Annotated in this window: 11 protein-coding genes and 1 pseudogene; 10 read left to right on the forward strand and 2 right to left on the reverse strand. The window is 66.4% G+C overall.

Translation table 11 applies throughout. The features are described from left to right. The first annotated feature begins 128 nt into the window (after positions 1-128). The 6 genes from scpA to F7D01_RS13440 are packed head-to-tail and all read left to right on the forward strand — an operon-like array spanning position 129 to position 6583. Positions 129-2288: a methylmalonyl-CoA mutase gene (scpA, locus tag F7D01_RS13415; RefSeq protein WP_215227964.1), complete on the forward strand. Its 2160-nt coding sequence runs from the start codon at positions 129-131 to the stop codon at positions 2286-2288. Next, positions 2285-2749, forward strand: coding sequence for a DMT family transporter (locus tag F7D01_RS13420; RefSeq protein ID WP_251566890.1), 465 nt, complete (start codon positions 2285-2287; stop codon positions 2747-2749). Before scpA ends, F7D01_RS13420 begins: the two co-directional genes overlap by 4 nt. After that, on the forward strand, positions 2746-3756 hold the full coding sequence (gene bioB / locus F7D01_RS13425; RefSeq protein ID WP_215227965.1) for a biotin synthase BioB: 1011 nt from the start codon (positions 2746-2748) through the stop codon (positions 3754-3756). The genes F7D01_RS13420 and bioB overlap by 4 nt, the downstream gene beginning before the upstream one ends. Continuing rightward, a complete protein-coding gene (locus F7D01_RS13430; RefSeq protein WP_251566892.1) occupies positions 3753-4172 on the forward strand; it encodes a lysozyme inhibitor LprI family protein in 420 nt (139 codons plus the stop codon). The genes bioB and F7D01_RS13430 overlap by 4 nt, the downstream gene beginning before the upstream one ends. After that, complete coding sequence (locus F7D01_RS13435) at positions 4173-6212, forward strand: acetyl/propionyl/methylcrotonyl-CoA carboxylase subunit alpha (protein WP_215227966.1); 2040 nt, start codon at positions 4173-4175, stop codon at positions 6210-6212. Further along, positions 6212-6583 (forward strand): tRNA-binding protein, encoded by a 372-nt coding sequence (locus F7D01_RS13440; RefSeq protein WP_215227967.1) that lies wholly within the window; start codon positions 6212-6214, stop codon positions 6581-6583. The genes F7D01_RS13435 and F7D01_RS13440 overlap by 1 nt, the downstream gene beginning before the upstream one ends. 75 nt (positions 6584-6658) lie before the next feature. On the opposite strand, the pseudogene aroB reads toward F7D01_RS13440, so the two are convergent. Together aroB and F7D01_RS13450 are read right to left on the reverse strand one after the other, a co-directional pair. Beyond that, positions 6659-7779, reverse strand: a pseudogene (gene aroB / locus F7D01_RS13445) (3-dehydroquinate synthase). Next, complete coding sequence (locus F7D01_RS13450; protein WP_215227968.1) at positions 7770-8339, reverse strand: shikimate kinase; 570 nt, start codon at positions 8337-8339, stop codon at positions 7770-7772. Before F7D01_RS13450 ends, aroB begins: the two are co-directional and overlap by 10 nt. A 53-nt stretch (positions 8340-8392) precedes the next feature. On the opposite strand from F7D01_RS13450, the gene F7D01_RS13455 reads away from it, so the two are divergent. The 4 genes from F7D01_RS13455 to F7D01_RS13470 are packed head-to-tail and all read left to right on the forward strand — an operon-like array spanning position 8393 to position 12286. Next, positions 8393-8545: a hypothetical protein gene (locus tag F7D01_RS13455; protein WP_215227969.1), complete on the forward strand. Its 153-nt coding sequence runs from the start codon at positions 8393-8395 to the stop codon at positions 8543-8545. Then, a complete protein-coding gene (locus F7D01_RS13460) occupies positions 8542-10416 on the forward strand; it encodes a hypothetical protein (RefSeq protein WP_215227970.1) in 1875 nt (624 codons plus the stop codon). The genes F7D01_RS13455 and F7D01_RS13460 overlap by 4 nt, the downstream gene beginning before the upstream one ends. A gap of 12 nt (positions 10417-10428) precedes the next feature. Beyond that, complete coding sequence (locus tag F7D01_RS13465) at positions 10429-11331, forward strand: tyrosine recombinase (protein WP_215227971.1); 903 nt, start codon at positions 10429-10431, stop codon at positions 11329-11331. Positions 11332-11341: 10 nt separating this feature from the next. Further along, positions 11342-12286, forward strand: coding sequence for an acetyl-CoA carboxylase carboxyltransferase subunit alpha (locus F7D01_RS13470; RefSeq protein WP_215227972.1), 945 nt, complete (start codon positions 11342-11344; stop codon positions 12284-12286). The last annotated feature ends 112 nt before the right edge of the window (positions 12287-12398 follow it).

Raw genomic sequence — 12398 nt, forward strand, 5'->3', positions numbered from 1 at the left:
TCGCCCTTGCGCTCGTCCCGACCTTGTCGAAGGGCCGTACTTTCTTCTAGCCCAGCCTCACGAAGCCAAGGACGACCCTTCGACAGGCTCAAAATGAGCCGAGGGGCTGGATGCTAACGGAAACTGAGATGGCACAAGACAAACCGACCTACGACGACTGGAAAGCCCGCGCCGACAAGGAGGTGAAGGGCCGCGACCTCACCTGGCACACGCCGGAGGGGTTCGACGTGAAGCCGCTCTATACGGCGGAGGACACGCAGGGGATCGACCCGGGCGTGCCGGGCGTGGCGCCGTTCACACGCGGGCCCTACGCTAGCATGTATGCCAATCGGCCGTGGACGATCCGCCAATATGCGGGGTTCTCCACTGCGGAGGAATCGAACGCCTTCTATCGCCGCAACCTCGCCGCGGGGCAGAAGGGGCTGAGCGTCGCGTTCGATCTCGCCACCCATCGCGGGTACGATTCGGATCACCCTCGCGTGCGCGGCGATGTCGGCAAGGCGGGCGTCGCGATCGACACCGTGCGCGACATGGAGATACTGTTCGACCAGATCCCGCTCGACGAGATGAGCGTCTCCATGACGATGAACGGCGCGGTGATCCCGGTGCTGGCGTTCTACATCGTCGCGGCGGAGCGTGCGGGCGTGTCGCAGGACAAGCTGTCGGGGACCATCCAGAACGACATCCTGAAGGAGTTCATGGTCCGCAACACCTACATCTACCCACCCGAGCCGAGCATGCGGATCGTGAGCGACATCATCGCCTACACATCCGACCACATGCCCCGGTTCAACAGCATCTCCATCAGCGGCTATCACATGCACGAAGCGGGGGCGACGGCGGTGCAGGAGCTCGCCTTCACCATCGCCGACGGCAAGGAATACGCCCAGCGTGCGATGGAAACCGGGCTCGATCTGGATGCCTTTGCGCCGCGCCTGTCCTTCTTCTGGGGCATCGGCATGAACTTCTTCATGGAAGTGGCGAAGATGCGCGCGGCGCGCCATCTGTGGCACGACGTGATGTCCAACCTTGGCGCGCAGAACCCCAAGTCCAAGATGCTGCGCACGCACTGCCAGACGAGCGGTGTGTCCTTGCAGGAGCAGGACCCGTACAACAACGTCATCCGCACCACGGTAGAGGCGATGGCGGCGGTGCTGGGCGGGACGCAGTCGCTCCACACCAATGCGCTGGACGAGGCGATCGCGCTGCCGACCGACTTCTCCGCCCGCATAGCGCGCAACACGCAGCTGGTGCTGGAGGAGGAGACCGGCATCACCAATGTCGTCGATCCGCTGGGCGGCAGCTATTACGTCGAGAGCCTGACGGCCAAGCTGGTGGAGGAAGCCAGGGCGCTGATCGAGGAAGTCGATGCGGCTGGCGGGATGACCGCCTATGTCGCCAGCGGTGCGCCCAAGCGCCAGATCGAGGAAGCCGCCGCCGCAAAGCAGGCGAGCGTCGATCGTGGCGAAACCGTGATCGTGGGGGTCAACAAGTACCGCCGCGACAAGGAAGACGAGATCGACACGCTCGATATCGACAACCACGCGGTGCGCGAAAGCCAGATCGCGCGGCTGAAGGACGTGCGCGCCAAGCGTGACGAATTCGCCTGCAAGGCCGCGCTCGACGCGCTGTCCCGCGGGGCGGCGCAGCGGGAGGGCAACCTCCTCGCGCTGGCGGTCGAAGCCGCGCGGCACGACGCCACGCTGGGCGAGATCAGCGAGGCGATGGAGGACGTGTTCGGCCGCTACGACACACTGCCGACCCCGGTGAAGGGCGTCTATGCCAGCGCCTATGCGGACGATTCGCGCTACGCCCAGGTGGTGCAGGGCGTGCAAGCGGTGGAACGGCGACTGGGCCGCAGGCCGAAGGTGTTCGTGGCCAAAATGGGCCAGGACGGGCACGATCGCGGGGCCAACGTCATCGCCAGCGCGTTTGCCGACATGGGCTTCGACGTACTCTCCGGCCCGCTGTTCCAGACCCCGCGCGAAACGATGGACATGGCGCTGGAGAACGACGTCGACGCGATCGGCGCGTCCAGTCTGGCTGCAGGGCACAAGACCCTGATCCCGGAACTGATCGAGCTGCTGAAGGAAGCGGGGCGCAGCGACATCAAGGTCGTCGCTGGCGGCGTGATCCCGCAAAAGGATTACGAATATCTGCGCGAGGCCGGCGTTCAGGGCATCTACGGCCCCGGCTCCAACGTGGTGGAATGCGCGGCCGACATGCTGCGCCTGCTCGGCCACAACATGCCTCCACCCGATGAGGAACTCGAGGATGCGGCGGAGTGACCGCGCCCCATACCGGCACCGCGTTTCTGCCTATCGCGGCCATGATGTTCGCCGCAGGGCTCGGCATACCCGTGTTCGCCTCGCTTAATGCGGGGTTGAACCAGCAGCTTGGTAGCCCGATCGCGGCGACCACGGTGACCTTTGCGGTCGGGCTGGCGATCGGCACAGTGATCCTAGCATTCGTCGGCTTTCCCGCGCGGTCGGCTTTCGTCACCGATCAGCCCTGGCACTATGGGGCGGCGGTCTTCATGCTGTTCTACGCCACCGCAATCGCATTTTCCGCGCCCAAGATCGGTCTGGGCAACGCGATCTTCTTCGTTCTGACCGGCCAGTTGATCGCCGCGGCGACGATCGACCATTTCGGTTTGCTGGGCGTCATCCAGACCTCGCTGACGCCTAGGCGCCTGGTGGGGATCGCGGTGATGGCCATCGGCCTGTATCTTGCTAGGAAGCCAGTATGACGCAAATCCGCACCGACTGGACCCGCGAGGAGATCGCCGATCTCTTCGACCTCCCCTTCACCGAACTGCTGTTCCGCGCGGCCTCCGTGCATCGCGAGAACCATCCGCCCGAGCAGGTCCAGCTGTGCACGCTGCTCAGCATCAAGACCGGCGGCTGCCCGGAGGATTGCGGCTATTGCAGCCAGTCGGTCCATGCCGACAGCGGGGTGGAGGCGACCAAACTGATGGACGTGCAGGGCGTGCTGCAGCGCGCGGCGCAGGCGAAGGATGCGGGATCGCAGCGCTTCTGCATGGGTGCCGCCTGGCGCAATCCCAAGGACCGCGACATGCCCGCGATCGTGAAGATCGTGCAGGGTGTGCGCGAGATGGGTCTCGAAACCTGCATGACGCTGGGGATGCTGACGCCGAAGCAGGCGGACATGCTCGCCGAGGCGGGGCTCGACTATTACAACCATAATATCGACACCGGCCCCGAATATTACGAGCGCGTGATCAGCACCCGCAATTATCAGGACCGGCTCGATACGCTCAGCAATGTGCGCGAGGCGGGGATAAACGTGTGCAGCGGCGGGATCGTCGGCATGGGCGAAACGCGCGAGGATCGCGTCGGCTTCGTCCACACGCTCGCCACGCTGGAGCAGCATCCCGAGAGCGTGCCGGTCAATGCGCTGGTCCCGGTCAAGGGCACGGTGCTGGGCGACATGCTGGCCGACACGCCGCTCGCGAAGATCGACGATATCGAATTCGTCCGCACCGTCGCGGTCGCGCGGATCGCGATGCCGATGAGCATGGTGCGCCTTTCCGCCGGACGCGAGTCGATGTCCGAGGCGACGCAGGCGCTGTGCTTCCTCGCCGGTGCGAACTCGATCTTCACCGGCGACAAGCTGCTGACCGCGCCCAATGCGGGCGACGACAGCGACGGCGCGCTGTTCGCGAAGCTGGGCCTGACCGCGCTGCAGGGCGAGGAGCCGATGCGGGCGTGCAAGGTCGTGGAGCCGGCGGAGTGATCCTTGCCGCACTTCTTCTTGTCGCCCAACCGAACCAGCCGAAGCTCGATTGCGAGAACCCCCAAACGCAGACTGCACTGACTATGTGTTCAAAGCGGGATTTCGATCGCGCCGACGCCGCGATGAATGCAGTCTGGAAGGAAGTTCGGGCCGTCGCAAAAAATGCGGACGCTGACGTGAGGTATGAGGATGATCAAGCGGGCTATTGGGACACATTGCTCAAGGCGCAACGCGCGTGGCTGACCTACCGTGACGAACACTGTCGATACGCGAGCTACGACGTTAGAGGCGGGTCGCTCCAGCCGATGCTGATCAATAATTGCACGACCGACCTGACGAACGCACGCACCATGGAACTGCGCGAGCTGTTGGTAAGTCAGGTGTCCGGCGAACCCAAAACTGTCCCGGAGGACTAGATGTTCAAGAAAATCCTCATCGCCAATCGCGGCGAAATCGCATGCCGGGTCATCAAGACCGCGCGCCGTATGGGTATCGAGACCGTGGCGGTCTATTCCGATGCCGATGCGCGCGCTCCGTTCGTGAAGATGGCGGACGAGGCGGTGCATATCGGCCCCGCGCAGGCGTCCGAAAGCTACCTCGTCGCGGACAAGATCATCGCCGCGTGCAAGCAGACCGGGGCCGAGGCGGTGCATCCGGGGTACGGCTTCCTCTCCGAACGCGCCAGCTTCGTCGAGGCGCTGGCGAAGGAAAACATCGTCTTCATCGGCCCGCCCGCGTCCGCGATTGCGGCGATGGGCGACAAGATCGAGTCGAAGAAGCTGGCGCGCGAGGCCGGGGTGAACACCGTGCCCGGCTCCGAAGGCGCGATCGAGAACACCGAAGACGCGCTCACCTGGGCCAACAAGATCGGCTACCCGGTCATGATGAAGGCCAGCGCGGGCGGCGGCGGCAAGGGCATGCGCCTCGCTTGGAACGATCAGGACGTGAAGGACGGGTTCGAGGCGACCCAGCGTGAGGGGCTCAACAGCTTCGGCGACGACCGCGTCTTCATCGAGAAATTCATCGAGGACCCGCGCCATATCGAGATCCAGATCCTCGGCGACAAGCACGGCAATATCCTCTATCTCAACGAGCGCGAATGCTCGATCCAGCGCCGCCATCAGAAGGTCGTGGAGGAAGCGCCATCACCCTTCGTTACCGACAAGATGCGCAAGGCCATGGGCGAGCAGTGCGTCGCCCTGTCGCGCGCGGTGGATTACCATTCCGCTGGTACGGTCGAACTGATCGTCAGCGGTGCGGACGAGACCGGCGAGAGCTTCTACTTCCTCGAAATGAACACCCGCCTCCAGGTGGAACATCCGGTGACCGAAATGATCACCGGCATCGATCTGGTCGAATGGATGATTCGAGTCGCGGCGGGAGAGGAACTGCCGTTCGGGCAGGACGACATCAAGCTGGATGGCTGGGCGATCGAGAACCGCGTCTATGCGGAAGACCCCTATCGCGGCTTCCTGCCCAGCATCGGCCGACTGGTCCGTTATGACCCGCCGGTGGAGGGCTGGACCGACGACGGCAGCGCCAATGGCCGCCGCGGCGTGCACGGCGTGCGCGTGGACGATGGTGTCTACGAAGGCGGCGAGGTCTCGATGTTTTACGATCCCATGATCGCCAAGCTGGTGACGTGGGGCGAAACGCGCGACGAGGCGGCCGATCTGCAGGTGGAGGCGCTCGACGCCTTCCGCGTGGAGGGGCCGGGGCATAATATCGACTTCCTGTCCGCGATCATGCAGCATCCGCGTTTTCGCGCAGGGGAGCTCACCACCGGCTTCATCGCGGAGGAATATCCCGACGGTTTCGCGGGCGCGGCCGCGTCAGACGATCTGAAGCGCGGGCTCGCCGCGGTGGGCGGGGTGATCGCCACCGCCGACGCCGACCGCGCGCGGCGGATCGACCAGAAACTCGACAGCGAATTCTACGCGCCGGGCGACTGGACCGTGCGGATCGACCAGACCGATTATCACGTGCGGCTGGAAGAGGACGCGGTGACGGTCGATGGCGAACCGGTTGCGCTCGACATGGAATACACGCCGGGCGAGAGCATGATCGAGGTCGAACTGGGCGGCGGCGAAGACGAGACTGGCGAGGTGCTCACCCTTCAGCTCAAGGCCACGCGCACCGGTTACGCCATCACCACGCGAGGCCGAACGCATCAGCTTCGCATCCTCCAGACCCGCATCGCGCATCTGGCCGATCATATGATCGAAAAGGTGCCGCCCGATCTTTCCAAGATGCTGATCTGCCCGATGCCGGGCCTGCTGGTGAAGCTGCATGTCGAGGAGGGCGAAGAGGTCCAGCCCGGCCAGCCGCTCGCCACCGTGGAGGCGATGAAGATGGAGAACATCCTGCGCGCCGAGAAGGAAGGCACCATCGCCAAGATAAATGCGGGCGAGGGCGACAGCCTGGCGGTGGACGAGGTAATCCTGGAACTGGAGTGATGCACCTCTCCCACGCTCCCGATGCGCCACCCGCACCAGAGACCGATTTCGAGACCTTCCTGAAGGCGGACATCCGCATCGGCACGATCGTGGCGGCGGAGGATTTCCCGGAGGCGCGCAAGCCCGCCTATCGCCTGCGGATCGACTTCGGTCCCGCGATCGGCGAGCGCAAGAGTTCGGCACAGATCACCGCCAACTACACGCGCGAGGAACTGGTCGGGCGGCAGGTCGCGGCGGTGGTCAACTTCCCGCCGCGCCAGATCGGGCCGATGCTGTCGGAAGTGCTGACGCTCGGCTTCGCGGACGAGGCGGGCGAGGTCGTGCTGTTCGCGCCCGACACGTCCGTACCCAACGGCTCGCGCCTGTTCTGAGGGCTGTTGCGTGGGGCGGCGACGTCTCGATGCGCTTCTCCCCGCCTTAGCGCCAGCGAGAATGGGTGCACCGCGTCAATGCGCGCGCATCTGCTCGTCGAGGAAGGCGGCTACGTCGCTCAGTTCGACGTCGCGCGCCAGATAGGCGTCGCCGATCCCGCGCAGCAGGATGAAGGGGAGGGTGCCCGCCGCCATCTTCTTGTCGTGCAGCATATGCTCGACCAGGGCCGCACCGGTGCAATTCAGGCCCAGCGCGGCGATCTCGGCAGGCAGGCCCGCGGCGTCGACGGCGCGCGTGATTCGCTCCGCATCCTGACTCGACAGATCGCCACGGGGGCGGAATAGCGCGCCGCCAGCACCATGCCGAGCGCGACGCCCTCGCCATGGAGCAGCCGGTCGGAAAAGCCGGTCTGCGCCTCCAGCGCGTGGCCGAAGGTGTGGCCGAGATTGAGGAGCGCGCGCCGCCCGGTGGTCTCGCGCTCGTCCTCCGCGACGATCCGCGCCTTGGCGCCCACGCTGGTCGCGACGGCGTGCTCCAGCGCCTCCGGTTGAAGGGCCAGGGCGGCGGCACCGTGGTCCGCCAGCCAGTCGAAGAATGCCGTATCGCCAAGAACGCCGTATTTCAGCACCTCGGCATAGCCGGCTCGCAATTCGCGCGGTGCGAGCGTTTCCAGGGTCGAAAGATCGGCAATCACCAGCGATGGCTGATGGAACGCCCCGATCAGGTTCTTGCCCGCCGCGGTGTTGATCGCGGTCTTCCCGCCCACGCTGCTGTCGACTTGCGCCAGCAGCGTGGTTGGCAGTTGCACGAACCCGCAGCCGCGCTTCAGGATGGCGCAGGCGAAGCCCGTCAGGTCGCCGACTACGCCGCCGCCGAGTGCGAAGACATGCTCGCCCCGGGTGACGCCCAGCGACAGCAGCCAGTCGGTCAGCCGCTCGAGCTCCGCCCAGCTTTTCGAGCGTTCGCCCGGTTCGATGTCGTACCAGGCGATTTCGCGCCCGCCGGATGCGAGCGAGCGTTCCAGCCGCTCGCCGTGATGGCGCCTTGCCTCGCGGTCCGCGACGACCGGCACCTTGCGGGGCGGGGCGAGCGCTTCGATGAAGGGGCGGGCGAGCTCCATCGTCCGGTCGAGCAGGTCCGGCCCGACGTGAACCTCGTAATCGCGCCCGGCCAGCGCGACCGGGATCACAGCCATCGTTCGATGGCCCCGAGAATGGCGAGCGCGGTTTCGACATGCGGCCCGGGCTTGCTCTGCACCTTGATCGGCGCCTTGGCATAGGACGGCGCGCGGGCATCGCTCAGCTTGCGCAGGATTTCTTCCGGATCGCCGTCCTGCAACAGCGGACGGTTGGACCGGCGCGCGGTGCGTTCGACCAGCGTTTCGACATCGCAGTCGATCCACACGCCGATCCCGCGTTCGAGGACGAGGTCGCGCGTTTCGTCGTTCACGAAAGCGCCGCCGCCCGTGGCTATGACGCCGTGCCCCTCCTCCATCAGCCGCGCGATGACCCGGCGCTCGCCGTCACGAAAATAATCCTCGCCGAACTGGTCGAAGATTTCCGGGATGGTCTGTTGGGATGCGGCTTCGATCTCTGCATCGGCGTCGACGAAGGTGAAGTTCAGCAGCTCCGCCAGTTTCCTGCCGACGGTGGACTTGCCCACACCCATCAGGCCGACCAGCACGATCGGGCGGTCGATCCGACCGGCGACGGCGGCGATTTCACGGTCGGTGAACTTGGCGGATACGGGCTCCATTGCCGCCGGGCGTAGAGATGCGCTAGGGCAAACGCAACAAAGCCCTGCTATCGATGGAAACGGATTACCCTATGCGCTGGCGCAAGCTTTCGATCGGCCTGCTGCTGGCGGTTGTCGCGCTGTTGGCCTGGGCCTGGTGGGATGGCGGGGAAGAGCCCCTGCGGCCTATCTCCCAGCCGGTGCCCGTCCCGGAGGCTAACGCATGAACGGCCGCATGAAGACCCTGGTGCTCGCCGGCGCGGGCATGCTCGCGCTCACTTCTACCCTGGTGCTGGCCCAGGATGCGCCCGAATCGCTGCTGCCCGATGCCTATCGTCAGGCGACGCCCACCCCAGCGCCCAAGCCGAGCCCCACGCCCGCCTCTCGTCCCGCCACCCCGGCACCGCGACCGAGCGCGAACCCCGCGCCGACGACCACGTCTTCGCCGGTGATCCAGCAATTGCCCGGAAGCGGTAGCGGACAGGCGACGACCCCGGCTGCGCAGGCAAGCGAGAGCGGCGGGCTGACCCTGCGCGACCTCGAACGGCTCGATCCCGACGAGCTCGATGTGCTGCTGGGCCTGCGCCCGAAATCCGACATTCCGCCCGCCGCCCGCCGCTCCATGGAGGAGGTCGGCATTATCGGCCCCGGGGAAGGGGGGGTGCCGACAGGGTCGCTGGGACGCCAACCGGCGGCGCTGGTTCGCGCGGCCCTGACCGGTACGAAGGGCCCGCTGGTGTCGCGCTGGGGCCATATCCTGCTGCGTCGCGTACTGGCGAGCCGGTTGTCCGCGCCCGCGGATATGGACCCGGCCGAATTCGTTGCCCTGCGCGCCGGTTTGCTGAACCGCATCGGCGAATATCCCGCCGCGCGCGCGTTGGCGCAGAATGTCGATACGGTGGATTGGAGCCCCGCGCTCGCCGATGCTGCGATCACCGCTTACCTCGCCACCGGCGATATCCTGGGAACGTGCCCGCTCGCCCGGTTCAGCCGCGATATGCGCGACGACGTGCAATGGCGCATGCTGCGCGACATTTGCGCCGCCTATTCCGGTGAAGCGGCAAGAGCTCGGGCGAATCTCAAGCGCATCAGGCGCGGAGATGCAGTCGAGAACATCGACGTGCTGCTGGCGCAGCGCTTCGCCGGTGCGGCGGGGCAGAGCCGCGGTGCGGTCAATCTGGAATGGGACGGCGTCGACGAGCTGACGCCGTGGCGGTTCGCGCTCGCCAGTGCGCTGGGCGCCGAGATTCCGGACCGGCTGACCGACGACGAAAACTCATACTTCCAGTACGCGTCGGCGATCTCTCCTGCGCTTTCGGCAACGGCCAGAATGCCGGGGATGATGCGCGGAACCGGGGCCGGGATTTTCTCGGCCAATGCGCTGATAGACCTGTATTCCCAATATTACGCCGAGAACGGCACCGAAGGGGATTTGGGCGCGCGGGCCGTGCAATTGCGCAACGCCTATGTCGCTGCCGATCCCACCGCGCGCGTGGCGGCGATCGACCGGCTGTGGGGCACGGGCGAGATGGATTACGCCAGCCGGGTGCTGACCGCCTACGCCGCCGCCCGTATTCCGCCGTCCGAAGCGCTGAGCGATCGCGCTGGGCCGCTGATCGGATCGATGCTGACGGCGGGGCTGGACCGCGACGCGCTGGAATGGGGCAACGTGGTGCCCGAGGGTAGCCTTGGCTGGGCTCTGCTCGCGCTCGCGCGGTTCGACGGCGACAACTCCGTCGGCGGCGGCGCAGTGCGAAGCTTCGTCGAGGACGACGACAGCGGCGGCCAGCGCCGGAGCCAGTTCCTCGTCGCCGGGCTCGCCGGCCTCGGGCGCATCGACGAGGGCACGCGCGACGATCTTTCCGACACGCTGAACATGTCCCTGGGCGGTGCGACGCACTGGGCGCGTCTGATCGACAGCGCCGCGGCCGCCGACAACCAAGCGCTCGTCGCTTTGCTCGCCGGGGTGGGCATGCAGGGAACCGGGTGGGACAAGATGACGCCGCGGCATCTCTATCACATCGTTGCCGCGCTCGATCGCGTCGGCTTGCGCGCGGAGGCCCGCATGATCGCCGCAGAGGCGGTCTATCGCGGCTGATCGGGTGCGACGATGAAATCCGGCGAGGCCGCAGGCGGGACCGATCCGGTCGCCGAATTCCTCGCCATGATGGCGTCCGAACGCGGGGCGGCCGCGAACACGATCGCCGCCTATCGCCGCGATCTGGCCGGTGCCGCCGAGATCGTTGGTCCGCTGGGTCAGGCGGATCGCGAGGATTTGCGGCGGCTCGGCAATGCCTGGGCGTCTCTCGCGCCCGCCACGGTGGCCCGCAAGGCCTCTGCGCTGCGCCAGTTCTACGGCTTCCTGCTCGACGAGCGGCTGCGGGAGGACGATCCCAGTACCGCGCTGCCGCAGCCCGCTATCCGGCGGCCGCTGCCCCGCATCCTTTCGCATAAAGAGATTGATGCGCTTTTCCGCACTGCGGAAGCCAGCGCCGCGTCGGGCGAACCGCGAGCCGTCCGGCTGCTCGCCCTGCTGGAAATGCTCTACGGCTCGGGGCTGCGCGCGACCGAACTGGTGTCGCTGCCGCTGGCGGCGGTCCCGCGCGACGCGCCGTTCCTGACAGTAACGGGGAAGGGCGGGCAGGCGCGCATGGTGCCGGTCAGCCGCCGCGCGACGCAGGCGCTTTCCGAATGGTTGAAGGTGCGCAAAGGGAGCGGACCTTTCCTGTTCCCCTCCCGCAAGAAACATCTGACGCGTGTCCGGCTGTTCCAGCTGTTGAAGGAGCTGGCCGCCCGCGCGGACATCGATCCGGCGAAGATCAGTCCGCACGTCCTGCGCCACGCCTTCGCAACCCATCTGCTGGAGGGCGGGGCCGATCTGCGGCTACTTCAGACGTTGCTTGGCCACGCCGATATCGCGACCACGCAGATATACACCCATGTCGACGCCGCGCGGCTGGTCGCACTCGTGAACGAGCGACATCCGCTTGCCGAACGCGGTTCCGGCGGTTAGCGGACACTGCATGAACGCCTATCTCGACTTCGAGAAACCCGTCGCCCAGCTTGAAACCCGGCTCGCCGAATTGCGCGCCGCGGCACAAGGTGACGATGTCGATATCTCTAACGAACTGCGCAGGCTCGAGCTGAAAAGCGCGGACATGCTCGCCGGCATCTATGCTTCGCTGACGCCGTGGCAGAAGACACAGGTCGCGCGGCATCCCAAGCGCCCGCATTTCCGCGATTTCGTGGAGAATGGCTTCGAGGAGTTCGTGCCGCTGGGCGGCGATCGCAACTTCGGCGAAGACGAGGCCATCATGGGTGGCTTCGCCACGCTGGGCGGTCGCCGCATGATGCTGATCGGGCACGAGAAGGGGCACGATACCGAGACCCGGCTGCGACACAATTTCGGCATGGGCAAGCCGGAAGGCTATCGCAAGGCGATCCGCCTGATGGAACTGGCAGGGCGGTTCGGCCTGCCGGTGGTGACATTGGTCGATACCTCGGGCGCGTTCCCGGGCGTGGAGGCGGAAGAGCGCGGCCAGGCGGAAGCGATCGCGCGCGCGACGGAGGCATGCCTTGCGCTGCCGGTGCCGATGGTCGCGACGATCGTGGGCGAAGGCGGATCGGGCGGGGCGGTCGCGCTGGCGAGTGCCGAGCGCGTCCTCATGCTGGAACATGCGGTCTATTCCGTGATCTCTCCCGAAGGCTGCGCCTCGATCCTGTGGCGCACCGCGGAGAAGGCGCCGGAGGCGGCGCAGGCGATGAGGGTCACGGCGCAGGATCTCGAGAAGCTCGGCGTGATCGACCGGATCGTTCCGGAACCGGTGGGCGGGGCGCATCGCGATGCGAAAGGCACGATCCAGGCGCTGACCTCCACCATCGCGGAAGAGCTCGACCAGCTGGCCGGACGCGATCCCGCCGATTTGCGAAAGACCCGCGAGGAGCGCTTTCTGCGCATCGGCGGTTAACCACTCGCCTGTCGAGTGCGGGAACCCTGCCGCGCCGCGAACGCTTTGTGTCCCGAGAGAGGCGAATGGTGGGGCCCGCCAGGGCTAGGATGCCTCTTGTAACAAGGGGATA

Origin of the sequence: Erythrobacter sp. 3-20A1M (genome assembly GCF_018636735.1) — a bacterium.
GTDB lineage: Bacteria > Pseudomonadota > Alphaproteobacteria > Sphingomonadales > Sphingomonadaceae > Alteriqipengyuania.